Genomic DNA, 25678 nt, shown 5'->3' with positions numbered 1-25678 from the left:
ATAGATCACCTTATGAGAGGATGGGTGTCAGATCCGGGACCGAGGTCATCGTTCTGAGCCGAATCAACAAGCTTGCGTTTTAAGTGTTTTCTCTTGTGCTTTGTCAGGGATCTGGAATTCTTACAGACCAGGCCACATAGCCGCTGTTGGCCATCCTCTCCGACCACGCTTACGTCACAGGTTTTTCGCTCGCCGTGGGCGCTTCTTTTGTGATCCGACAGTGCCTGAGCGTGCCTGCAGACTCTCCCACATAACCGTGGCTTGCCATCCTCCTCAACCACGGTCACGTCACAGATTTTTTGTCCGGTGTGGACTTTGCTTTTGTGACACGACAGAGCCTGAACATTCTTGCAGACAGCACCGCATGGCCGTAACTGGTCATCCTCTCCGACCACTTTTATGTCACAGTTTTTTGGCCCGCTGTGCTCTCTTCTTTTGTGATTCGTCAGTCTTCGAGCATTCTCACAGAGCTTTCCACATGGCCGGGGTTGGCCATCCCCCCCTACCCATGTTTCGTCACAGATTTTTTTTCCGGTGTGGTATCTGCTTTTGTGAACCGATAGGTCTCTGGCATTCTTGCAGACCTTCCCGCATGCCCATTGCTGGCCACCCTCTCCCATCACGATCACGTCACAGGTTTGTTGCCCGCTGTGGGCTACTCTTTTGTGATCCACGAGAATTTTGGCACATTCGCAAACTACCCCGCATGGCTGCTGCTGGCCATCCTCCCCGACCACGATCACGTCACAGGTTTTTGGCCCGCTATGATCTTTGCTTTTGTGAACTGACAGAACTAGCGCATTCTTGCAGACTTTTGCGCATGGCCGCGGCTGTTCGTCCTCATCGATCACGGTCACGTCACAGGTTTTGTGCCCGCTGTGAAGCCTTCTTTTATGATACGCCAGAGCTTTAGTATTTTTGCAAACTTCCCCGCATGGCTTCTGCTGGCCATCCTCATCGACCAGGGCCAGGTCGCAGATCCTCTGCCCGGTGTGGTCTTTTCTTTTGTGATTCAACAGGGCCTGTTGGCAATGGGCTCCCCCTCCGGAAGCAAGACAACCTGAAGGTAAAGTCTTCATTGAGTGTGTAAAACGGGTAAACGCAAAGGAAATCCTGTTTTCTTCTGGAAGACCCTGACTACTTAGACTGAGTAGCCCACTGATGATAATCAGGTCGTCAGGGGTGACAGGCAAATTCCCGGGCAATGGCACATCACTACAGGTACGTCTGGTGGGGCCAGTGTTGTAGGCGAGCCCTGCACTTTGTCCGGGTGTTGCTTCTGATGACCGGAATTGACAAACCCCATAACAGGGATGGGCGAAACAATTTAAACCTAAAGTGTGTGAGTTTTGATGAGGGTTTCTGTTATTGTCACCAGACTCAGAATACAGAAGACGGGTGAAAAAACCTACAGGGGCGCTGGCGACTGCCGGAACTTGCTGGCCTGATGATTCTGATGGAGGGTATTGTTGCGAGTTATCTCCGGAGCCAGGCACCATAGAGATGATCGCAAACGAATGACCCTGACTCGCCTGTTGTTCAATCGGGCTAAATAGCGGTGAACCAAGATCCCAATAACTTTTTAAAAACCAACCAACAGCGAAAATCGCTTCTAAAGGCAGGCATGAACGAGAGGTAAAGCGAATAGAGGCATCTTTGGTGGTTAGGATCAGTTCACAAACAACCAGCAGGGGAGTGGTGTATAGCCAGTGCCATAGAATCGATTCAATGATGATCGTTTTTAGTTCGTAACCGACTGGTCTGTGTCGTTTGTCATTAAGCAGAAAATCTGTTCCTGTGCAGCCGTTTCTGTCAACAATGAATGACAAAGTACACGACAATGCACGCAGTACACACTTTATAGAGAAGCCCAGGTTTGGAAAAACTGCTTTCTGTTTATGCTCGACAATACAGCCTTCTTTCAATGGTTCAGCCATAGAGATGACAGACAGCGACAATAGCAGCAACAGCAGTGCTGCAGAGTATGAGTGTTTAATAATTCGATTCTTGCATACTAATTTAAAGAGAAGAAGGATAGATCACCTCATGAAAGGAGGGTTGTCGGATCAAAGACTGAGGTCATTGTTCTGGTGCACATCAACAGGTTTGCGTTTTTGATGTTGTCTTTTATGGTTGGATAGGGCTTTAGCATTTTTACAGACCCTCCCGCATGGTCGCTGCTGACCATCCTCCCCGACCACGGCCTCGTCACAGGCTTGTTGCCCGGTGTGATACCACATTTTGTGATTTGACAGGGCCTGATCATTCTTGAAGATCTTCCCGCATGGTCGCTGCTGACCACCCTCCCCGACCACTGCCTTGACACAGATTCGTTGCTTGCCATGGGATTTTCTACGGTGATAACACAAGGTTATGGCATTGCTAAAGACCTTTCCGCATGGCCGTTGTTGACCATCTTCCCCGACCTTAACCACTTGACAGGTTTGTGGTCCGGTGTGGTCTCTTCTTTTGTGATCTGCCAGAACTTGAGTATTCCTGCAAACCTTTCCGCATAACTGCTGCAGGCCATCGTCCCCGACTACTGTCTCGCCACAGATTTTTTGCTCACAGTGGTACTTGCTCTTGTGAACCGACAGAGCAAGAGCATTCTTGCAGATTTTTCCACATGATCGCTGGCCATCCTTCCCGATCACGGTCACGTCACAAGTTTGTGGTCCACTGTGTTTTCTTCTTTTGTGATCCGACAGGGTCAGAGCATTCTTATAAACTGTTCCACATGGCCGCTGGTGTCCGCCTTCAACTACCATCACGTCACAAATTTGTTGGCTGCTGTGGTCTGCTCTTTTTTTATTCGAGAGAGCTTTAGCATTCTTGGAGATCTTCCTGCGTGGTTGCGTCTGGCGATCCTCCCCGACCACTTTCTCGTCATAGGTTGGCTGCTCGCTGTGGATATTTGCTTGGTCATCCAACAGTTCTTGTTGGCATTTTTTAGCTCCGAATATAATATTCTCGGGTACTGGCAGAGCTTGTAATGTATCTTTCCGGGAAAGATGCGTTTGACTCTGATCCAACAGACTAAGTGACTCAGTAATGAACTCAAAATCATTAACAGTGGAAAGCAAACCCCTGAGCATTAGTTCATCATCATTGAGTAAGCCGATAGCATCAGTTGTATAATCGATTAAGTCTGAGGCCACTCCGTTTCCATCAGAAGTATCAATTAGTATTCCGAAAATTGATTCTTCTTCGGAATGTTTAGCCTCTACAGTATCAGAAGTACCTAAGCAACCAGGACACTGTCTATTCGCCAAATGCGGGCATGAGTTTTGTTCGGGTGTTGCTCCCAATTGAGCAACGGATACTTCTGCCCTCGCCTCTGGAGTGTGGATCGTTGCATAGGGCTCTGCCAAGTGGAACTCAGCGGCACTTCTGCTATCAAATAATGGTCCGAACTGACAAACGCCACGACAAGGATGGACGAAACAATTCAGACCCAAAGTATGCAGGTGTTGTTGAGGGCCTCCATCACCGCCACCATGGCCGTAGTCAGTATTCTGAAGACTAGTGAAAGAGCCTCTGTAGTGGCTCATTGTCTCTGGGGCTTGCAGACCGGATGGTTCTGAAGGCGGGTATTGTTTTTGGCCATGTCCGGAGCCATGCATCATGGTGATGATCGCAGACGTTTGGTCTTGAGTCAACTGTACTTCCACCGGGTTAAACAGCGGTGAATCAGGGTTCCAATAACATTTTAAAAGCCAACCGACAGTGACAACCAATTCTGCAAGTAGCCATGAATAAGGGGTAGAGTCAGGCGATGAAGTTGACCCCAGATGGCCCTCTTTTTCGGAAATTTCTGACAGGTTGTCTGTTAATGTATGCCGGTTGAGCTTGGTAGAAAAATACCGGTTTGGAGAAACTGTATTATAGTCAAAGTCAACAACAAAACGGCTACCAAACAGTTGAGCCTGACAAACGACAGATAACGACTGTAGCAGAAAGAGCGATACCGCAAAGTATGAACGTTTAATAATTCTATCCTTGCATTCTAATATACAGAGAGAAAGGATAGATCATCTCATGAAAGGATGGGTCTCAGATCGGGGACTGAGGTCACTGTTCTGGTCCTGATCAACAGCCCTGCGTTTTCGATGCCTTCCTTTATGGTTCGACAAGGCTTTGGCGTTCTGGCAGACTACCCCGCATCGGTACTTGAGCCCATCCGTCCCAACCAATGTTACGTCGCAGGTTTTTTTCCCACTGTGGTATCTGCTTTTGTGATCCCGCAGAGCTTGAGCATTCCTGCAGACCTTTGCGCATCGCCGCTGTTGTCGATCCTTATCAACCACGACCAGGTCACACATTTTTTGCCCTGAGTGGTAGTTGCTTTTGTGAGATGACAGCGCTTGTAGATTCTTGCAGACCTTTCCGCATGGCCATAGCTGACCATCTTCTCCGACCATGTTCACGACGCAGGTCTGTTGCCCGCTGTGGACACTTCTTTTGTGTTCCACCAGATTGCGAGAATTTTCGCAGGCCATTCCGCATGGCCGTTGCTGACCATCCTCTCCCACTACTGTCATTTCACAGGTTTTGTGCCCGGTATGGTATCTGCTTTTGTGAGATGACAAAGATGGAGCATTCTTGAAGACCGTCCCGCATGGCCTCTGTTGGCCATCCTCGCCGACCACAGTCAGGTCACAGGTTTTTTGACTGCTGTGCTCTCTTTTTTTGTGATCCGACAGGGCATGGGAATTCATATAGATCCTGCTGCAGGGCCGCTGCTGACCATCTTCCCCGATCACAGTCACGGTACAGGTTTGTAGTCCGGTATGTGCTTTTCTTTTGTGCTCCCATAGGCCTTGTGCATGCTTGAATATCTTCCCACAGAGCCGCTGCTGGTGATCTTCTCCGACCACGGCCACGTCACAGATTTTTCCCCCACTATGGTATTTACTTTTATGAGTCGACAGGGAAGCAGCATTCTTATAAACGCTCCTGCATGTTCGCTGCTGACATTCCTTCGCCACCACTGTCAGGTTGCAGTTCGCCCGCTTGGCAGGATTCATTGTATCGGCTACAGCAGCACCTTTTGAGCCTGAGGCGTCCCCGTCTGAGACGACTCCGTCCACAGGGTTGCGACGACAGCAATATCTATCAGCCATGGAGGGGCATGAGCTTTTTTCGGATGTTACCTTTGTACATCCTGTCGAACTTTCTACGGAATTCAGCGCTCCGCTATCGGATGAGTCGAATGATGGTCGCAATTCACAAACGCCACGACAAGGATGGACGAAACAATTGAAACCCAGAGTATGTGAGTGTTGTTCAGGGCCTTCGTTACCGTCACCAGAGACCGAATGCAGAAGGCCTGTGAAATAGCCTGCAAGGTGAGTGGTTGTTTTTGGGGCTTGCCGGTTAGATGATTCTGATGGTGGATATTGTGGCTGGCCATGTCCGGAGTCAAACATCGCAGTGGTGGCCGCAAAAGGGTAATGCTGACCCGCCTGTTGTTCAATCAGACTATGCGACGGTGAATTAGGATTCCTATAGTTTTTAAAAAGCCAACCGACGATGACAACCACTTCTATGGGTAGCCACGAATAAGGGATGGCGCTTATAGAGGCATCTTTGGTGGACAGGATCAGTTCGTAAGCAACCAGTAAATGGGTGAAGTAAAGCCATTGCCACGAAATCGTTTCAATGATGGTCGTTTTTATTCCATAACTATCAGCTCTATGTCGTTTTTCTTCAGGCAGCAAAGTTAATCGTGCGTAGCCGTCTGTATCGGTAATGCCTGGCAGGTCGCCCGGCAATGTATGCAAGTCAGGTTTTGTAGAAAACCTCTGGTTTGGAAAAACTACATTCTGCTCAAGCTCGACAATAAAGGGTCGTGTCAGCGATTCGGCCTGACAGGTGACAGACAGGAATAAAAGAAGCAACAGTGGTGCCGCAGAGAGTGAATGTTTAATAATTCTATCCTTGCATTCTAATTTACAAAGAGGAAGGATAGATCACCTCATAAAAGGACGGGTGTCAGTTATTCATTCACTTTACCTCCTTTAGAACTGAGGCCATTATCCTGGTTCAGATCAACAGGCTTGCGTTTTCGATGCATTCTTTTGTGCTCGGACAGGGCTTTCGCACTCTTGCAGACTTTCCCACATGGGTGTTGATGCCCATCCAGCCCGACCAATGTCATGTCGCAGTTTTTTTGCCCGATGTGGCTTCTTCTTTTGTGATCTGAAAGGGCTTGAGCATTCTTGCAAACCTTTCCGCATAGCCGCTGCTGGCCATCCTTATCAACCACGGTCAAGTCACACTTTTTTTCCCCTGAGTGGAAGTTGCTTTTGTGAGATGACAGAGCTAAAGCATTCTTGCAGGCCTTTCCACATGGTTGCCCATTGCCATTCCCCCCGACTACGGTAACGTCACAGATTTGTTTTCCGGTGTGGATTCTGCCTTTGTGATTCGACAGGGCCTGAGCAGTTTTGCAGACCATTCCACATTGCCGCTTCTTGCCATCCCCGCCGATCACGGTCACCTCACAGGTTTTTTCCCCGGTGTGGACTCTGCTTTTGTGAGATGACAAAGCTTGGGAACTTCTGCAGAGCTTCCCGCACGGCCTTGGCTGGCTATCCTCCCCTACTACAGTTACGTCACAGGTTTGTTGCCTGGTGTGCTCTCTTGTTTTGTGATCCGACAGAGCTTTGGCACTGATGTAGATCTTCCTGCATGGCCGCTGCTGACCGTCTTCCCCAATCACGGTCACGGCGCAGATTTGTGGTCCGGTGTGTGCTTTTCTTCTGTGATCCGACAAGCCTTGAGCATGCTTGCAGACCTTTCCGCAAGGCCTCTTCTGACCATCTTCCCCAACCACAGCCACGTCACAAATTTTTTCCCCGCTGTGGTATTTACGTTTATGAGACGACTGGGCATTAGCATACCTAAAGACTGTCGCGCATGTTCGCTGCTGACTCTCCTTCCGTACCAAAGTCAGGCAGCAGGTTGCAAGCTTTACAGAGTCAATTGTATCGGTTGCACCAGCACCTATTAAGTCTGAGGCGACCCCGTCTATGGCGATTCCGCCTTCAGAGTTGCAATGGTAGCCATGTCTTTTGGCCAAACGGGAGCATGAGCTTTGTTCGGGTATTGCTTCTTTGTGTCCTGTCGAACTTTCCACGGAATTCAGCACTCCGCTATCGGATAAGTTGGATGATGGTCGCAACTCACAAACGCCATGACAGGGATGGACAAAACAATTTAAACCCAGATTATGTGATTGTTGTTCAGGGCCTCCATTACCGTCGCCAGAGTCCGAATACAGAAGACCCGTGAAATAGCCTCTAAGGTGATTGTTGGTCTTTATGGCTTGCTGGTCAGATGATTCTGACCGCTGGCCCTGTTGTTGGTCATGTCCAGCGCCAGGCATCATAGTGGTGATTGCAAACGGGTGCCCCCCATGAGCCAAAATAGATGCTGTCTCTTGTTCAATCGGGTGAAACAGCGTTGAATCTGGGCTCCAATAGCTTTTTATAAGCCAAACGACAGTAATGACCACCTCTACCGGTAGCCGTGAATAAGGCTTGGAACGTAGAGCTGCGCCTTTGGTGGTCAGGATCAGTTTGTAACCAACCAGCAGGTGAGTGGCGTAATGCCATTGCCAGAATATCGACTCAATAAAGCTCGTTTTTATCCCGTAACTGTTAGCTCTATGTCGTTTGTTATCAAACAGCACGTCTGATCCTGAATACCCGTTTGTATTAGCAATGATTAACGGGCTGTGCGTCAATTTATGCTGGTCACACGCTATAAAAAAGTTCTGGTTTGGAAAACCTGCATCCTGCTGAAGCTCGACAATAAAGCGCTTTGTCAACGGTTTGGCCTGACAAACAACAGGCAACGACAGTAGCGGCAACATCAGTGCCATAAGGAGTGAGTGTTTAATAATTCTATCCTTGCTTTTCGGTTTACAGAAGGGAAGGATAGAACACCTGATAAAAGAGATTTCTACAACAGCATCCGAGCAGTTAAGATATTTTACTCAGCGATACAGACAGAGGTGACATGAAAATTTTTCTGGTCGGCGGTGCCGTCCGAGACAAGTTACTGAATCTTCCGGTCAAAGATCACGACTGGGTCGTGGTTGGCAGCAGCCCTGAGCAAATGACCAATAAGGGCTTTCACCCTGTTGGCCAGGACTTCCCGGTCTTCCTTCATCCTGACAGCAAAGAAGAATATGCACTGGCCCGAACCGAAAGAAAGTCGGGTCACGGTTACAGCGGCTTTGTTTTTCATACAGCCCCCGACGTCACACTGGAAGAAGACCTGATCCGCAGAGACCTGACCATTAATGCCATGGCCCAGGATGATCATGGCCATATCTATGACCCCTATGGCGGCCGAAAAGACCTGGAACACAAGCTGCTTCGCCATGTGTCCCCGGCCTTCCAGGAAGACCCCCTGCGCATTCTGCGTGTAGCACGATTTGCTGCCCGGTTCCATCATCTGGGGTTCAGGGTGGCCCCCGAGACTCTTGACTTGATGACCTCTATGGTAAAAAGAGGTGAAGCCTCCTATCTGGTTCCCGAGCGAGTCTGGCAGGAAACCACGCGCGCCCTGTCCGAGCCCGCCCCTGAAATCTTTTTTGAAGTACTCTCGAACTGCCATGCCATGAATGTAGTCATGCCGGAATGGGTTCCTCACCTGAGAGAGAATTCGACTGGCATAAGAGCACTTCGGACAGCAGCCACTCAACAAACGTCCTGTGACGTACGATTTGCAGTCACCTTTGCGCCCGAAAAAGAACTCTCCGGAGATTTACTTACTGCACTGGTTAAACGACTGAAAACACCTTCCCAGTTTGCAGAACTCGCCAGCCTGACTTTTCGGCATAGTGCTTATTTAATCGAGCACGCTGAAGACAAAACAGCAGAACAGTGGATGACTCTGTTTGAAAACACCGATGCATTCAGGCGGACAGAACGCTTCGAAGCCTTTCTGAGAGCCAGCAGCTGCATTGCCGAAACTCAAGAAAGGACACTCTCCGAAAGCGACCAGAACAGGATAAAATCCTTGCTCACTCTCTGCCTTTCGATCAATGCCAAAGAGATTGTTGCCCGGGGCTTTAAGGGCAAGGCGGTGGGTGAAGAACTAAGAAAAACGAGAGTGTTACAAATGCAGAAACAATTGGATCGTTAGAATCCTTGAGCCCCTCAAGGGGCTGATGATCAGACAGCTTCGAATTCAAGCTCAGGCAATAGGCAAGGCTGATTGCCAAGCTTAACGCCTTTTTCAAACGCCAGATTAATAGCACCGGTAAAAACACTGATTGGCCTGCCCCTTTGAAAATTCCATAACTGTTTTAGCAAGGGCCGATAGTAAACTTCCTCGATGGCGCTGACCTTCACTTCGCGGACATCCTCAACCACCTGAAGAATATCGAGATCAGCCCGGCATTTGAGGCTGCCTCTGACTCGCCCTAACCGGTCTTCTATCTGCTTGCACCAGCTGTTAATCAGGGTCGATGACGCTTCGCTCTCAAAACAGACGACAGCATTATAATAATCAGCTACTTTCTCCTTTGTCATCGCGTTACCCTCGGCAGACGTTTGAATGAGGCTGCTGACCAATAGCGTACCAAACTGCTGGCGAAGGGCCTGAATCATCTGCCAACAGTTTTTCTCGGCCTCATCATTGGAGCCTATCCCAATGTAAAAAAGTGTCATGGCTGGCGCATCTCTTCCCTGGTTCGTTCGCACCACACGGAGGCTAAAGCACCTCTCAATGCCTGCGGTTTGCGGATCAGTACACCGACCCGGCCAACATTGAAATTCGCCTGAATCAACTGAATGATCCCGCCCGCCAGAGCTTCCAGCAAAGCGTATCGGGACGTTTCGCAAAAGGCTCTGACAGCTTGACTGATAGCATCGTAATCCAGGGCATCGTCCAGGTCGTCAGAACGAAATGCCCGGGAAAAGTCAGTTTCCAGTTCTAAATCGATCATCAGAGGCTGAGGTGCTTCGTGCTCAAATTCGTAAACACCAATCACAGCACGGGTTTCCAGCTGTTCGATACGAACCTTATCCATTGTTACTGCCCTCTGACTTCAAGTTAACGGCTTCCAGTGTTTCCATATTCCAGCGTGGCATTGGGGCCACTTCAAGAAGCTCCGTCTGACCAGCAAGCAGACGCTGGCAACCGGCGTAGGCGATCATTGCGCCATTGTCTGTACAAAACTCAGCCCTGGCGTAACGAAGGCTTCCGCCTTCTTTTACTGCCATGGTTTCAAGCTGATTTCTCAACCTGCGATTGGCACTCACACCACCGGCAATCACCAGCTGTTTCAAACCGGTCTGTCTCAGAGCCCGACGGCATTTGAATGCCAGAGTATCGACCACGGCATCTTCGAATGCCCAGGCAATGTCCGCTCGATCCTGCTCGGTCAGCTCACGTTCTTTTTTGCAGGCAGCCACAGTATTGAGCGTAAAGGTTTTCAAACCACTGAAGCTGAAGTCCAGTCCGGGGCGATCGCACATCGGCCGGGGGAAACGGAAGCGTCCTTCGGCGCCCTTCTGCGCAAGATTAGAAACCCTGGGACCACCGGGATACCCCAAATCCAGCATAGCTGCCACTTTGTCAAAAGCCTCGCCGGCGGCATCATCTATAGACTCGCCCAGCAGCTGATATTGACCAATACCATCAACCCGTACCAATTGGGTATGACCACCTGACACCAGTAAGGCAAGAAAAGGGAACTCAGGCGGGTTTTCTTCCAGCATGGGAGCCAGCAAATGCCCTTCCATATGATGGACACCCACGGAAGGAACACCCAGTGCCCAAGCCATGGAACGACCTATACAGGCTCCCACCATCAGGGCACCGATCAGGCCCGGACCTTTAGTGTAGGCCACGGCATCAATCTGCTTGCGTGTGATGACGGCTTTTTCCAGCACCTGATTAATCAGAGGAAGAACCCTCTGGATATGATCTCTGGAGGCCAGTTCAGGCACAACACCACCGTACTCGGTATGCATTCCAATCTGGCTGTATAGAGCATCTGCCAGCAACCCTTTCTTACTGTCATAAAGGGCAATGCCTGATTCATCGCAGGATGTTTCAATCCCCAGCACTATCATCTTTAAAACCCACTACTGTTTTCATCAAAAGCTGTTTCCGCTATAGCAATGCCACGATCGGTGAACATCGGCCTGTCAGATATACTCAAAGATCCTGTGGATTACCTTCACCCGGACAGGTTTCCAGTCCATCAAAGTCAGCATAAATAACAACAACCCGGATAATAAAAACCAACATACAACGTCACTGCCCACTTCCTGCAGCAGGGTCTGGGATGATACTGCAAAGCAGCCTTTGCGGGAAATGCCAGGCACAGCAACCCCGGAGACTCTTCAAGGGATGAAAGCAGGTCGGGTTTTTGCATTTATTGAAAATAGTCTATAGAATTCCCACCCTTAAAAATACGCGGCTAGTCTGGACATTTTTTCAGACTTGTTTTGCGGGTCGGAATTAGCTTCTTCGCACGGCCCTTCAGGGAATCAGCCCTGCTGATCTCCGGGAAAAAGTGTGAATGCTCAACCGGTTACTCTTTATCTGGCGTGACTCATTTATTATGAAAACCGCCAGATCAGGGAATAAATCCTTGCCCGGCCAGCCTTGGTCCGGGATTAAAAGGCAAAGTTTTCTGAAGGAGAGTAGGTGGTGCCAATAGCAAATGTTGTGATGCCGGGCTGCAAACCTTTATTAATGTACTCACTATTTTTATAGGAAGGTGATCTCTGCATGCCTGCTGTTAAAGTTAAAGAAAATGAACCGTTTGATGTAGCGCTGCGCCGTTTCAAGCGCTCTTGCGAAAAGGCTGGTGTACTGGCTGAAGTACGTCGTCGTGAACACTACGAAAAGCCTACCTCCGTTCGCAAGCGCAAGGCGGCAGCAGCTGTCAAGCGTCATTTGAAAAAACTACAGCGCGAACAGCGTCGTCGCGAGCGTCTGTATTAAGACCGGATTTCCGGTTTTGATAGCTTCGACCCCCAAATTTCTGCTCGAAACTTTCTTTCGGGAAAGTGACGTGTTGAGGTAAGAACATGAGCGAATGTCAGGCCAAGGAACAACTGACTGCTGCAATGAAGGATATCATGCACTATCGCGACAGGGTTCACCTGGGTACCATTGCCCGGCTCTTATCGAGCTTAAGCGAGTCGAAGTAGACGAAAAGTCGATTGACGACATCCGTGCCCTTGCAGCACTCGACAAGATGGCCAAGCAACGCCGCGATGCCAGCAACCAGTTCGAGTCTGCAGGGCACCCCCATCGGGCTCATCAGGAAAAACCGGAACTGTCCATTATTCCGGACTTTCTGCCTTTTCGGCTCAGCACCAAAGAAATCAGCCAACTCGCCTCAGCAACCATTCGCGAAAGCGGAGCCCGGAGTACGCGCATGATTGGACTTCTTCTGCCGCAGGCCACGATATACCCAGCGACCAGATGGACCGGCTTGGTTAGCGAAAAATCATCTGGACGCCATGCTCTGCAGTCTACGGAGCATGCAATAAACATCGCAGTGCAGAGCGGCGCTGAGTAGCAATGCTACCAAAGTCCTGAACGGTACACTGTCGATCTTCACCGATATAAGCGACGGTGATTTTTGAGTTGTGAGTGCCCAAGCCGTGAAAAAGGGTGCTATCTTTACTCATCGCTGGCCTCCGATTATTCCGTTTTACCTTTTGCGGCAAAACCGTTTTTTCGGCTCTGGCAAAACCAGCCTGCGTTTCACTCAGAGGCCCTCTTACCTTTCAGTGAGAGTCGTAATGTTTATGTTCTTTTTTTCTGGAATATAGATTGATGATTCACGAATATGAGCCTGTATACGATGATCTCTACAAAAATCGCTGTTCTATCATCTTTGTTTTTTGCTTGTACTTCTTTTTCCTCTGAAGAATCTTTCATGGGAGAATGGCAAGGGCATCAGGATATTACTAACTATTTTTGCAGTATATTATTTACCTATCAATCCGATCTTGAATATTCAAATGATCAATATTTTTACGTACCTTTATCGGAGGGCATCATACTTGAAAAATATCGCTCAGGCTCTTACGGCCAATACTCTTTGGTGATTTATGATAAAGCCAATGGTAAGTTGGTTGATTTTCAGAATTACAAGTTGTGGTTTTATATAGATGCTATTAATCGTAAAGATGGAGTGAGCACAAAAAAAATGCTGTTATTAACCGGCTTGACAGATTCTAAAAAATTTGAGGACAAAGACTTGCCAACGGATATTTTGACAGCATTTTACAATTTAAATATTCAGCCTTTAACTGACGAAACTCTTTCCATTGGTATGATTGAGCATATAAAGGGAAATTTTAAAAGCTGTACAGTAACAAAAAAAATCAGACCCTTTGAGCACGAGCTTTAGTGTCCCCGCAGAGAATTAGAGCAAGAGGTCGTTCAGGAGGTCGACCTGGAGTAGCGTCTGTATTTTTTTGTACAATCGTACGGTCAAAAAAGCATACAAAGTTCACAAGACAAAATTTTCATACGTTCGATCAAGCTAATAAACTGCAGAAACGTTCAGGCAAATCCTTAACCGGACCCGTTCTGAGCAAATCCGTCATCAACGCTGGCAACAATCGCTGACAACCGCCCAGTGACGATGATAAGATCAAGTCACTGTTTCAGGTGCCGGTCTGTTTACTTCAATGGCCGACGCTCACACTTATAGGCATATATAAGCATTTATGGCCGGACGCATCCCCCAGACATTTATTGATGACCTGCTGAACCGCCTGGACATCGTAGACATTGTTGATAGCCGGGTAAAGCTTAAGAAGACTGGCAGAAACTACTCCGCCTGCTGCCCTTTCCATCAGGAGAAAACCCCCTCATTCACAGTCAGCCCTGACAAGCAGTTTTACTATTGCTTTGGCTGTGGTGCCAGTGGTAACGCCCTGGGCTTTGTCATGGATTTTGATCATCTGGACTTTCCGACAGCCGTGGATTCCCTGGCCAGCCTGGTCGGACTGGAAGTTCCCAGGGAACAACACAGTCAAAAACGCGGTCCGGATCACAGCCCGCTGTATGAACTGATGACCCAAGCTAACGCTTTTTACAACGAACAATTGATTCAGGCTTCTGATGCACCACGAGCGATCCACTACCTGAAACAGAGAGGACTGGACGGTCAAACATGCCAACGTTTCGGTATCGGCTTTGCCCCACCGGGCTGGGACAACCTTCAAAACCATCTGGCAGAGAATCAGGAGAAAGAAGACCTGCTGGTTAAGACCGGCATGCTGGTGGAAAAAGAAGAAACCAAAAGCCGTTATGACCGCTTCCGCGACCGAATCATGTTCCCTATCCATGACACCCGTGGACGAATCATCGCTTTCGGTGGTCGGGTATTGGGGGATGCCAAACCCAAATACCTCAACTCTCCCGAATCCCCTATTTTCCATAAGGGACGGGAGTTGTATGGACTTTACGAAGCCAAAAAACACAATCGTCACCTTGAACGCATTCTTGTCGTGGAAGGCTACATGGATGTTGTGGCTCTGGCTCAGCAGGGAATCAACAATGCTGTTGCCACCCTGGGCACTGCAACGACCCCGGATCACATACAGAGACTTTTTAAAACCGTATCGGAAGTCGTATTCTGCTTTGACGGCGATAGTGCAGGCAGACGAGCAGCCTGGCGCGCCCTTGAATCGACACTTCCTCATATGAAAGACGGCAATCAGGCACGCTTTCTGTTTTTACCCCAGGGAGAAGATCCTGACAGCATGGTCAGACAGGAAGGTGCCAATGCCTTTCTGGAAAGAATAAAAGCCACAGCTCTCAGCCTCGACACCTTCCTGTTCCGGGAGCTTAGTGACGGTATTGACCTTAATACCATGGACGGACGTTCACGGCTGGCCAACGATGCACAACCTCACTTGCACAAGATTCCCGACAGTTTGTTCAAACAGATGATGATGCAGAAGCTTTCAGAAATCACCGGTTTGAATACTGACACCCTGGCAAGCTACTTAAATGAAAAGAATGAACCCGAGCCTGCCGCCGACTCTGCATACGACAACCACCCTATACCTGCTGAAGCCGACTATTATCCGGAAACACATTATGAGCCTGAGGCCGTCCAAAGTTATCAACCTCAGATGCACACTTTCGAGCGCAAACCCTTTAAAAAAGATTTTAAGGAAAAGTACGAACCACCCGTTCCTGCCCCATTAAAAGTAGGTCGATCCCTTTATGCCATCCGCCACCTGCTCTGTAACCCTGAACTAGCGGCCGATGTGAAATCAATCAGTGAGCTGGAAGGCGATGAGCATCCTGATACACAACTACTCATTGCCCTGATCAAAACGCTTCAGGAACAACCTAAACTCCCAACTATCGCCCTGATTGCACAATGGCACGGCACCCAACACGGCATCCGACTTCAGGAAATTGCATCATTGGAGCTTGGACACCAACCTAACGACCAGGAATTCCACGAAGCGATAGAGCGAATCAGGGATACGGTCCGGGAGCTTGAGCACAAACAGACGACACTCTCTCTGAAACAGACTTTTTCACAGAAGAAGCCAGGTCAGATAGACTCGGCACAACGTAGCATTCTGGAAGCTCTTCTCGAAAAGCAAAAGAAAAAACTCGGTATCAAACCCACAACCACCAACACCAAAAAATAGCCTTCTGACAACCTCAAAAAACCGAGCAGTCAACGACAAACGCCTTTTTTTCAGCCCTTGTTGTAAACAAATTGTAAATTGCTTTTTATCGCTTTATTTATGGCGACGCACGTATTTTTAGGTATATACTTGGACTTCACTGTGCCATGTGGGAAGCCGTTATTAACCACACACCTGATTCTGAATCCGGTCTGAAACAGCAATGAGCGAACAAAGCATCTAACTGACTCACCTGTTGTGAGAGGGTGCTTTCACGGTAAAAAAGCCAAGGAAGGGGATCCTCACCATGTGTTGTTTTTCATGGACCGTTTTTCCGGTGCCCCGTCCACTGAACATCGTGCAGATCCACGAAAGTGTACTCTTTTACACATTATTGTGGAAAACCTCATGTTTTATGAGCTATAATTGCCTGCTTACGTTTTTTTCGTCCGGCACTCCACTTTCGCTGTTAAAGGGTTGATATGTCAGCTAACTCGCAACAACAATCCCGACTGAAAGAGCTTATCTCTCGCGGTAAGGAACAGGGATACCTGACTTACGCTGAGGTAAATGACCATCTTCCTGAAGACATCTCCGACCCTGATCAGGTTGAAGATATCATTCGCATGATCAATGACATGGGTATTACCGTCTACGAAACAGCGCCGGACGCCGATACCCTGTTGTTGTCAGAAGCCGATACCGATGAGGCTGCTGCCGAAGAAGCAGCAGCAGCTCTTGCAGCTGTTGAACAGGAAGCAGGTCGAACCACTGACCCTGTACGCATGTACATGCGTGAAATGGGCACGGTCGAGCTGCTGACTCGCGAAGGCGAAATCCAGATCGCCAAACGCATTGAAGAAGGGCTGCGTGAAGTCATGTCAGCTCTGGCCAAATTTCCTGGTTCCGTTCAGATTGTTCTGGACGAATACGATCGGATTATAGAAGAAGAAGGCCGCCTGACCGATCTGATCAGTGGCTATATCGATCCAGATTCCGAAGAACCTGTCGCCCCTCCTGCCCCCTCTGTCGAGAACATCGGAGAAGACTTCGACGATGGTGACTCTGATGAAGATGAAGATGAAGACGCTGGCGGCCTCGACCCGGAAGAAGCCAAGGAGCGCTTTGATCTCCTTCGCGCAGGCCATGAGAAGGTTCTAAGCACTCTCGAAAAGCATGACTTTGGCTCACAAGAAGCCAAAGCTGCAATGGATGAGCTGACTCTGGCCTTCATGCCCCTGAAACTGGTGCCCCGTATTTTTGACATGCTGGTTTTTCGCATCAGAAATACTCTGGACACTATTCGGGGCAATGAGCGTGCGATTATGCAATACTGCGTTCGCCGCGCGAAAATGCCTCGCAAGATTTTCCTGAGCACTTTCCCGGGCAACGAAACCAGTCTGCAATGGATTGATGACATTACTTCCGGCAGCGCTGACTATGCTAAAGCCATTAACCATTACAGGGATGAAATTGTTCGTGCTCAGAAAAAGCTGATCACCATTGAAAAGGAGTTCGGCTGCACGCTGGTCCAAATCAAGGACATCAATCGCAGAATGTCTCTGGGCGAAGCCCGTGCCCGTCGCGCCAAGAAAGAAATGGTTGAGGCTAACCTGCGTCTGGTTATTTCCATCGCCAAGAAATACACCAACCGTGGCCTGCAATTCCTCGATCTGATTCAGGAAGGCAACATCGGCCTGATGAAAGCGGTAGACAAATTCGAATACCGTCGCGGATACAAGTTCTCGACCTATGCTACCTGGTGGATTCGTCAGGCTATTACCCGCTCCATTGCGGACCAGGCCAGAACAATCCGTATTCCGGTTCACATGATTGAGACCATCAATAAGTTGAACCGTATTTCCAGACAGATGCTACAGGAGATGGGCCGTGAGCCCACTCCCGAGGAACTGGCTGTTCGGATGGAAATGCCAGAAGACAAGATCCGCAAGGTACTGAAAATCTCCAAAGAGCCTATCTCCATGGAGACACCGATCGGTGACGATGAAGATTCCCATCTGGGTGACTTTATCGAAGACGCGACGATTCAGTCCCCTATCGATCGTGCTACCGGTACAGGTCTGAAAGAATCTACCCGCAACGTGCTGTCTGGCCTGACAGCTCGTGAAGCGAAGGTTCTGCGCATGCGCTTTGGTATCGACATGAACACAGACCACACTCTGGAAGAGGTGGGCAAGCAGTTCGACGTTACCCGTGAACGTATCCGTCAGATCGAAGCCAAAGCTCTGAGAAAACTGCGTCACCCAACGCGCTCGGATCACCTGAGAAGCTTCCTGGACGAGTAATATCTTCCTGCCCTCAAGTGCCAGAAAAAACCGCACTTCTCAGCTTTGAGAGTGCGGTTTTTTTATGTCTACCCATCATCATCTGATTAAAGTAAACCGCCTATCGTTGGTCGCTCTGCTAACAAGGGTGTCCATTTCACTGACCTATATATGAACTCTTAGCTGCCTCCTGCCATCTAATGTTTAACAGGTCGCGCGCAACCTCGGCCCACACCAGAGGCTTCTGCGTAATACCAACAAGGTTCTTTTCAGGGAGGTAAAACGTTATGGATCGATTACAAGCTCTGTTACTGACCAGCCTGCTCTTTTTTTCTGCACAGGTTATTGGTGGGGAATTCTCACCCGGCTACCCGGCGGCATACCGCCACTTCCCAGAGCTGGCAGGTGCACTTGATAAAGACTTTGATGGCCTGCTCTCCTACGATGAGTTAATTGAGGGCTACCATGCTCCGTATCTGAACAAAGACCTTTACCAAACCATCAGGCTGTACCTTGTTAATTTCGAGTCATGGCAAAACCCCGTCACCGCTTCATTAAGCAGGGAGAGCATTGAACTGGCTGAACTGTCGGGGCAAGTCGCAAAGTATCACTATGAACAGGACAATAGTTTCTGGGATGCCTGGCTTGCAAAACCCGAGCGGCAACCATTTGCCGACACTTATAGAAGACTTTTTCCCCACGGTCTGACCAGTATTACTCCAGACAATCTCCTGCAGGGGCATTTTCCAGATTGTGTTCTGATTGCCTCGCTGGCTTCAATTGCCAGCTCTGAAACCGGAAAAAGACTGATATTCAATTACTTTCATACGCCGGTTGATGAACAGGAATTACGCATTGCTTTTCGCGGCATTCGTACTGGCGTGTTTATTCAATTCAGGGAAGTAATGCATCACTCAGACTTTGCCAAAACACGCGATGGCGGTATCTGGCTGGCTGTATTGGAAGCCGCTTACGCACATCTTTCGAAAAGGTTCATTAATAGTCGTCGACAAGATGAGTGGGCACAACGCAAATACGGTCAATACTCAGAACTGAGCGGGTTATATGAGCAGCATGCTTTAGCTGTACTAATGAGTTCAGACTCCTATTACATCAACCCGCAACTTCAAACTCAGGAACGATTGAGGGAGCAACTCAACTCTTTTGTTGATAATGAAAAAGCAGCGACTGTTTCTATTAACCCATCAGTTTCAATTCACTTGGAGTTAAGGCCGTTTGCAGGAATCAAAACCCTGCATGCCTATAGCCTGATTGGCTATGACAAAGAAAAAGATATTGTTTATATCCGTGACCCTCATGGCGAGTCTGATGCGGTTACAAATATCTATACCATTAATCGACACATTCAGCCTCTTTCCTCAAAAGATAGCGAAATATTTGAAGTCATACTCAACTATCCCGGCCTTCCTGAAAGCGGATTATCTTACGGACTGACGAAGCCTCGATTGAACAACTTCCTTAATCAAACTGTGCCGGATATGATGGACAGCGTAGCCAATGGGATAATCCCTTCCAATATTCTGGGATTCATGCCTATTTCTGAGAGAAGTGCTGCCAGTACCGGCATCATTGAAATGACCCTGGAACAGTTCATTAATACGTTTAATTTCATGCAGATTAGCCAGTGCGAACCGTACCAATGCCCAAATAAACAATAACCAAGCGGGCCAGTTGGATATGAACTATTCTTTGGACCTGCTGTTATCTAATGGTTAATTAGCCTTGCCGAAAATCTTGATCAGACCAGAAAGCATTACACAATAGCAAGCTGATTTTTACAGGGGTCAATTTGATAGATCGATTACGCACTTTATTAATGGCCTGTCTGCTCTTTTTTTCTCTCCAGGTTTTTAGTGGGGAACTTTCACCCGGCTACTCGTCAGCATATCGCTACTTTCCAGAGCTGGCGGACGCCCTTGATGAAGACTCTGATGGCCTACTCTCCTACGATGAGCTGATTAAGGGCTACCATGCTCCATATCTGAACAAAGAGCTTTACCAAACCATCAGGCTTTACCTTGTTAATTTCGAGTCATGGCAAAATCCTGTCACCGCCTCATTAAGCAGGAATAGCATTGAGCTGGCCGAACTTTCGGGGCGAGTTGCAAAGTATCACCACGAGCAAGACAACACCTTTTGGGATGCCTGGTTGGCACAACATTCGGAGCAACTGTATGTCTACCCCTATAGACGACTTTTCCCTCACGGTCTGACCAGCATCACTCCGGATAACCTCCTGCAGAAGCGTTTTCCAGATTGCACTCTGATCGCTTCGCTGGCCTCAATAGCCAGTTCTGAAACCGGAAAAAGGTTGATATTCAATTACTTCTATACCATTGATGAGCAGACATTTGGTATTCTTTTTCAAGGCATTACTACGGGCATCCTGATTCAATTCAGAGAGATTGAGCACCACCCATACTTTGCTAAAACACGGGATGGTGGTCTCTGGCTGGCTATGCTGGAAGCCGCATACGCTCAACAGTCGAAACGCTTCATTAATAGAAGACGACATGATTACAAGGCACAATACAAATATCATCTATATTCGGAACTGAAGGGAGTCTATGAAACAGATGCTTTCCCTATTCTAATGGGGTCGCATAACAACCTCATCAACCCGCAATCACTGACTCAAGAGCGACTGAGGGAACGACTCAACTCTTTTATTGATAATGAAAAAGTAGCAACTGTTTCTATCAACCCATCCTATTCAGCCCGCTTGGGGCTAAGGCCATTTTCAGGAATCAAAACCAAGCACGCCTATAGCCTGATTGGTTATGACAAAGAAAAAGATATTGTTTATATTCGCGACCCTCAAGGTAAGTCTGCTGCGGTTGAAAATATCATTACCATTATTAGACATAAACAGCATCTTTCCATAAGAGATAACGCAATATTTGAAGTCATGACGAACAAACGCGGCCGATCTGGCTACGGAGTCAGTTATACCATGACGGAGCCTCAAATAAATTACCTGCTTAATCAAGCTAATCTGGGGGTGATTGACATGGACAAGAAAATAACCTCTATTGGAAAACCCAAGTCTACTTCTGAAAGAAGCCCTGCCAATACCGGCATCATCGAAATGAGCGTAGAGCAGTTCATTAGCACGTTTAATCTCATGCAAATGAGTCAGGACGGGCCATACCAATGCCTGAATAACAACAATTGACTCCCACACCAACACAACCCTTTTGACTCGCCCGTCATTACCTGACCAGAATTTCAAAGTCCTTTGAATCAACTAAAGCGTGAGAGTCTCCGCAGGGCGTTGCAAATGACGCTTTACAGACCTTGTCCTTCCCAAAATACTTGCCGTAGGTTTCGTAACCGTTATTCTTAAAACGACAAAAATATTGCGGCACTTTGATTATTTTTTTGCCAGAGTTTGAATAGCTGTAACCGGCAATAATAGCCTTTTCTGGCAGATCACCCTCAAAAGCCTGCCAGCGAATATAACCACCAATCACAGGTCTCAGGTAAGAACCAATAGTGCCATCCTGATTAGTAGCGACGTAGCCACTTTTTCCACTGGTACCTATGTATCTACAATACTTATCAGGTCCCTCCCCTGCCAATGATCCCAAGATAAACGCTTCGTAAGGCTCTATGGGGGAGCAAAAGTATGTGTAAGCCTCAAGATTGGCCACTCCTTTGAGACCCTCTTCTGATGTCACTGTTTGCCATATAACGGGAGACCGCGTGGCTGGACGGGCTTTCTGTCGCACAGGGATAAAATGGGACATACTGCCTGCTGGATTAGCCTCAGCTGTCAGGCCTGAGCATCCATAACCGCTTCTATGACCCCCATCGCTGTACCATTGGGTTCCGGGGCTGGAATCACTTTTACACAAAGTTTCATGACGCAGACTTCCAGACAACAGCACTGTCGATGCAAAGGGTGCCGGATGCTTGATCCTTTTCCGAAATCGGTAGGTGACGCTGTCGTAAGTAACATTGATCTGATAATATTTTTTGTCAGTGACCAGAATGTCTCTGGGCAGTAGATTTTCATCCCCCAAAGAGTCCGGGAAAAGACCTGTTTCACGACTCGATAAAAGACATCCGCTGACATTATCGGGTGTATTGGCCAGCATACCAACCAGGGTGCTGGCCCTACCATTCTGCATAAACTTGACTCGACAGAATCCGGTCAGTTGGTCATCATTACAGCGGGACTCTTTGGCTAAAGGCTCTGGCAGTGGGGAAATACAATATTGTCTTGATGACCCGTAGGGATAAGCCGGATTATAGCCAGTGTTTAATGGAAATAGAGCTGGCTCTGGCTGGAGACCGCCTTCATTAGTGCCATGATTAGGGCGCAATGAGGGGTCATCAAGAAAAGTTGCCCTTGCCCAAAGATACGTCAGCTTTCTCTTAGCGTCAGCGTAGTTATCCTCACTGACATCAAAAGGAATCAGGTTGTACTGATCGTGCATCGCTTTCTGAGACGGCTCAGGAACCTCTGTGGCCTGCAATAGCGGACTGGTGCTGTTGATAACACCACCTTGACTTGATGAGGAATCCACAGAATTTCTTTTCTCAGCTTTTGACTCGCCCGACGGAGACATCGTTCCCAAAACGAGCGGAAGAAGCGTTTTATTTTTTGATTGCTTTGAATGTGAGTCCGTGGGCCCTCCGTGCCGTTGCTCACTGGCAAAAGCAATTCCGTAGTGAGTCAAAGCGATGGATAAGATCAGCGCGCTCAGAGCCCCTAAAACTTGTCTCATGCCCAAGCTCCTCGACCATAGTTACGGCAAAATCAGGTTAAAAACCTGTTCGTAACACTCGATAAGGGGGTAAGTATAGTGTTGATTTCAATGATAAATAGAATATAAATGACTTATAAAAACTTATTCTTATGAAATCTGGCTCAGAGTATGCGGGTTCAAGAATTTAGCTGTGTGGTATGGAGATAGCAAAACAGGAGCCACTGACTCCTGTTTTTTTAGAAAGCCTCGCGTTTAAGATCAGCTTTGCTGTTCTCTTGCACGCTCAACTTCTTTCATGCTCAGTTTTATACGACCACGAGAGTCTATATCCAGCACAACAACGTCAACTGTCTGACCAACTTTCAGGTAGTCAGTCACATTCTCAACACGCTCATTGGCGATTTGAGAGATATGCACAAGGCCGTCTTTACCAGGCAGTACGCTGACAAATGCACCAAAGTCCAGAATACGGGTAACTTCACCGGTATAGATTTTACCAATCTCGGCTTCAGCAGTAATGCCGTAAACCATGTCGTAGGCAGCTTTGGCTTTTTCACTGTTCTCGGCAAAGATCTGAACCATACCACTGTCGTCGATATCAACAGACGCACCGGTTTTATCGCAGATACTGCGGATAGTAGAACCGCCCTTACCGATCACATCACGAATCTTGTCCGGATCAATTTTCAGAGACATGGTCATAGGCGCATTGGGGTTCAATTCTGAACGGGCAGTACTGATGACCTTGTTCATCTCACCGAGGATGTGCAGGCGAGCCTGCATAGCCTGTTCCAGGGCTATCTCCATGATCTCTTCTGTAATACCAGCAATCTTGATATCCATCTGCAGGGCTGTGATGCCTTCAGAGGTACCAGCTACTTTAAAGTCCATGTCACCCAGGTGGTCTTCATCACCCAGTATGTCGGTCAGAACAGCGAACTGATCACCTTCTTTAACCAGACCCATGGCGATACCGGCAACTGGCGCTTTCAGAGGAACACCTGCATCCATCAGAGCCAGGGAAGAACCACAGACAGAAGCCATAGAGCTGGAGCCGTTGGATTCAGTGATCTCGGAAACAACTCGGATGGTGTATGGGAACTCATCCTGACTCGGCAGAACCGCCTGAACACCACGACGAGCCAGACGACCGTGACCAATTTCACGACGTCCAGGCGCCCCCATGCGACCACACTCGCCCACAGAGTAGGATGGAAAGTTGTAGTGCAGCATGAATGGGTCTTTGACTTCCCCTTCCAGATTATCAACGATCTGAGCGTCACGGGACGTACCCAGTGTCGCGGTAACAATAGCCTGAGTTTCGCCACGAGTGAACAGGGAAGAACCGTGAGTCTTCTGCAGAACACCGATCTCAACACCAATGTTACGAACCGTCTTGGTGTCACGACCATCTATACGAGGCATGCCGTTGATAATGTTGCCACGTACAACATTTTTCTCCAGCTTGCCGAAAGCCTTTTCAACATCAGAAGCGTCGAACGCACTGTCTTCAGCGATCGCTTCCATCACTTCCTGACGCAGTGTTTTAACGGCGGCAGTACGATCTTGTTTGATGGTGATCTGGTAAGCTTCACGCATCTTACCTTCGAAAGCCGCTACTTTTTCTTTCAACTGGATGTTCTCAGCTGGCGCTTCCCACTCCCAGCGAGCCTTGCCAGCCTCTGCAGCCAGCTCCTTAACGGCCTGGATGACGGTCTGGTATTCCTGGTGGGCAAACAGAACCGCTCCCAGCATCTCGTCTTCTGTCAGTTCCTGAGCTTCAGATTCAACCATCAGAACAGCGTCGTTAGTACCCGCTACCACCATGTCCAACTCGGAAGTCTTTAGTTCTTCATAGCTTGGGTTTAGCAGATAACCTTTCTCTTCGTTGAAACCAACACGGGCAGCACCGATCGGACCATCGAAAGGAATACCGGAAACAGCCAGGGCTGCAGAGGTCGCTACCATGGCCAGAATGTCCGGATCATTCTTCTTATCAGTGGACATGACTGTACAGACAACCTGTACTTCGTTCATGAAACCTTTAGGGAACAGAGGACGAATAGGACGGTCGATCAAACGAGAAGTCAGAGTTTCTTTCTCACTTGGACGGGATTCGCGCTTCAGGAAGCCACCCGGAATTTTACCGGCAGCGTATGTTTTTTCTTGATAGTGAACGGAGAGCGGGAAGAAATCCTGACCTTCATTCGCCTGTCGGGCTCCGACAACAGTTGCCAGAATAGCAATATCGCCCATCTTGGCCAGGACAGCACCCGAAGCCTGACGAGCAACACGACCGGTTTCCAGAGTGATGGTCTGGTCACCGAACTGAAATGTTTTAATTACCGGATTCACAACGTTTTCCTATTAAGTGTGAACAAACGAATACAGTACCCGGTCATAGTGGTGTGACAGATGCAATTCAAAACCCTCTGGATAACCTAAAGACCCTGCCTACCCAGACAGACTTGGAATTGCACCCTCTACTGACAACCAGGGTGCTGACAAATAAGTACCTAACAAGATACTTAAGAGAGCGGAGATCCCGCTCTTTAAAACCTTAAAAACAATGTCGTCTTTATGGTTCTTTTAACCACAAGAAAAGCTAAAACTTTATTATACACTGTATTGCAGTAAAGATTTCACAGCCTGACTGCAATACCTTGCTGCTCTTCTGCAACAGGCTGATTTTTCTTATGACCGACAAAGCAAAACACCGCCTGCCTCACAATGGAAGCCGGCGGTGCTTTGACTACACAGAAACACATTAACTGGCTTCGAAGCTGCAATTCGTTCGAAGCTGTTTAATCCACTTCTGTCTAACCCTGAGTTGAACACAAAATTTCAACTCAAAGCATGCTACTACGTCTGGGAGGCTGACCGAGAATATTGCCCGCCTGGGCTAGCCCGTAGCGAGGACGGAAAAATTGGGGATGAAAATTCGGTTTTGTAAGGAGAATAGCGAGCTATTTGACGAACAAAAGCGGATTTTCAGACCAATTTGCTG

The 25678-nt window shown here is 48.3% G+C and carries 19 protein-coding genes; 9 read left to right on the top strand and 10 right to left on the bottom strand.

The window, feature by feature from the left end; translation table 11 throughout:
• Window positions 1-5: 5 nt before the first annotated feature.
• The 4 genes from KDK19_RS15390 to KDK19_RS15375 form a co-directional block, all read right to left on the bottom strand.
• Window positions 6-1967, bottom strand: coding sequence for a hypothetical protein (locus KDK19_RS15390; protein ID WP_257292296.1), 1962 nt, complete (start codon window positions 1965-1967; stop codon window positions 6-8).
• A gap of 99 nt (window positions 1968-2066) precedes the next feature.
• A complete protein-coding gene (locus KDK19_RS15385; RefSeq protein WP_257280674.1) occupies window positions 2067-3659 on the bottom strand; it encodes a hypothetical protein in 1593 nt (530 codons plus the stop codon).
• A gap of 372 nt (window positions 3660-4031) precedes the next feature.
• Window positions 4032-5900 carry a hypothetical protein gene (locus tag KDK19_RS15380; RefSeq protein ID WP_257288282.1) on the bottom strand — a complete coding sequence of 623 codons (1869 nt, stop codon included), beginning with the start codon at window positions 5898-5900 and terminating at the stop codon, window positions 4032-4034.
• A gap of 98 nt (window positions 5901-5998) precedes the next feature.
• Window positions 5999-7879 carry a hypothetical protein gene (locus KDK19_RS15375; protein ID WP_257292295.1) on the bottom strand — a complete coding sequence of 627 codons (1881 nt, stop codon included), beginning with the start codon at window positions 7877-7879 and terminating at the stop codon, window positions 5999-6001.
• 146 nt (window positions 7880-8025) lie between these two features.
• Between KDK19_RS15375 and KDK19_RS15370 the strand changes: the two genes are divergently transcribed.
• Entirely contained in the window at window positions 8026-9159 is a 1134-nt protein-coding gene (locus tag KDK19_RS15370) for a hypothetical protein (protein WP_257254892.1), read from the top strand.
• A 29-nt stretch (window positions 9160-9188) separates the two neighbouring features.
• On the opposite strand, the gene KDK19_RS15365 is transcribed toward KDK19_RS15370, so the two are convergent.
• The 3 genes from KDK19_RS15365 to tsaD are packed head-to-tail and all read right to left on the bottom strand — an operon-like array spanning window position 9189 to window position 11096.
• The gene (locus KDK19_RS15365) at window positions 9189-9686 is read right to left on the bottom strand and encodes a 2-amino-4-hydroxy-6-hydroxymethyldihydropteridine diphosphokinase (protein ID WP_257254893.1); all 498 of its coding nucleotides are present in this window, start codon (window positions 9684-9686) and stop codon (window positions 9189-9191) included.
• The gene (gene folB, locus KDK19_RS15360) at window positions 9683-10048 is read right to left on the bottom strand and encodes a dihydroneopterin aldolase (RefSeq protein WP_257254894.1); all 366 of its coding nucleotides are present in this window, start codon (window positions 10046-10048) and stop codon (window positions 9683-9685) included. Before folB ends, KDK19_RS15365 begins: the two co-directional genes overlap by 4 nt.
• Entirely contained in the window at window positions 10041-11096 is a 1056-nt protein-coding gene (gene tsaD, locus KDK19_RS15355) for a tRNA (adenosine(37)-N6)-threonylcarbamoyltransferase complex transferase subunit TsaD (RefSeq protein ID WP_257280671.1), read from the bottom strand. The genes folB and tsaD overlap by 8 nt, the downstream gene beginning before the upstream one ends.
• A 664-nt stretch (window positions 11097-11760) precedes the next feature.
• Here tsaD and rpsU point away from each other — a divergent pair.
• The 3 genes from rpsU to KDK19_RS24445 all read left to right on the top strand — a co-directional run bounded on the left by rpsU (window position 11761) and on the right by KDK19_RS24445 (window position 12559).
• Entirely contained in the window at window positions 11761-11976 is a 216-nt protein-coding gene (gene rpsU / locus KDK19_RS15350) for a 30S ribosomal protein S21 (RefSeq protein ID WP_034839300.1), read from the top strand.
• Window positions 11977-12062: 86 nt separating this feature from the next.
• The gene (locus KDK19_RS15345; RefSeq protein WP_257288280.1) at window positions 12063-12185 is read left to right on the top strand and encodes a hypothetical protein; all 123 of its coding nucleotides are present in this window, start codon (window positions 12063-12065) and stop codon (window positions 12183-12185) included.
• A complete protein-coding gene (locus tag KDK19_RS24445) occupies window positions 12161-12559 on the top strand; it encodes a GatB/YqeY domain-containing protein (protein ID WP_368736469.1) in 399 nt (132 codons plus the stop codon). Before KDK19_RS15345 ends, KDK19_RS24445 begins: the two co-directional genes overlap by 25 nt.
• On the opposite strand, the gene KDK19_RS15340 is transcribed toward KDK19_RS24445, so the two are convergent.
• Window positions 12513-12671 carry a hypothetical protein gene (locus tag KDK19_RS15340; protein WP_257280669.1) on the bottom strand — a complete coding sequence of 53 codons (159 nt, stop codon included), beginning with the start codon at window positions 12669-12671 and terminating at the stop codon, window positions 12513-12515. The genes KDK19_RS24445 and KDK19_RS15340 overlap by 47 nt on opposite strands.
• 161 nt (window positions 12672-12832) lie before the next feature.
• Between KDK19_RS15340 and KDK19_RS15335 the strand changes: the two genes are divergently transcribed.
• The 5 genes from KDK19_RS15335 (at window position 12833) to KDK19_RS15315 (ending at window position 21131) form a co-directional block, all read left to right on the top strand.
• Entirely contained in the window at window positions 12833-13399 is a 567-nt protein-coding gene (locus KDK19_RS15335) for a hypothetical protein (protein WP_257292294.1), read from the top strand.
• Between the two features lie 322 nt (window positions 13400-13721).
• On the top strand, window positions 13722-15671 hold the full coding sequence (gene dnaG / locus KDK19_RS15330) for a DNA primase (RefSeq protein WP_257254898.1): 1950 nt from the start codon (window positions 13722-13724) through the stop codon (window positions 15669-15671).
• Between the two features lie 461 nt (window positions 15672-16132).
• Window positions 16133-17956 (top strand): RNA polymerase sigma factor RpoD, encoded by a 1824-nt coding sequence (gene rpoD, locus KDK19_RS15325; protein WP_257254899.1) that lies wholly within the window; start codon window positions 16133-16135, stop codon window positions 17954-17956.
• A 266-nt stretch (window positions 17957-18222) separates the two neighbouring features.
• Window positions 18223-19614: a C2 family cysteine protease gene (locus tag KDK19_RS15320; RefSeq protein WP_257280668.1), complete on the top strand. Its 1392-nt coding sequence runs from the start codon at window positions 18223-18225 to the stop codon at window positions 19612-19614.
• Window positions 19615-19745: 131 nt separating this feature from the next.
• Complete coding sequence (locus KDK19_RS15315) at window positions 19746-21131, top strand: C2 family cysteine protease (RefSeq protein WP_257254625.1); 1386 nt, start codon at window positions 19746-19748, stop codon at window positions 21129-21131.
• A gap of 37 nt (window positions 21132-21168) precedes the next feature.
• Here the strand turns inward: KDK19_RS15315 and KDK19_RS15310 are convergent, their stop codons facing one another.
• On the bottom strand, window positions 21169-22689 hold the full coding sequence (locus KDK19_RS15310; RefSeq protein WP_257254624.1) for a hypothetical protein: 1521 nt from the start codon (window positions 22687-22689) through the stop codon (window positions 21169-21171).
• A gap of 240 nt (window positions 22690-22929) precedes the next feature.
• Window positions 22930-25026 (bottom strand): polyribonucleotide nucleotidyltransferase, encoded by a 2097-nt coding sequence (pnp, locus tag KDK19_RS15305; RefSeq protein WP_257254623.1) that lies wholly within the window; start codon window positions 25024-25026, stop codon window positions 22930-22932.
• Window positions 25027-25678 lie beyond the last annotated feature (652 nt).

Origin of the sequence: Endozoicomonas sp. ONNA1, assembly GCF_024606325.1 — a bacterium.
Taxonomy (GTDB): domain Bacteria; phylum Pseudomonadota; class Gammaproteobacteria; order Pseudomonadales; family Endozoicomonadaceae; genus Endozoicomonas_A.
The sequence above is the reverse complement of the archived record's forward strand: the minus strand, read 5'-3'. Positions and strand labels throughout refer to the sequence as shown.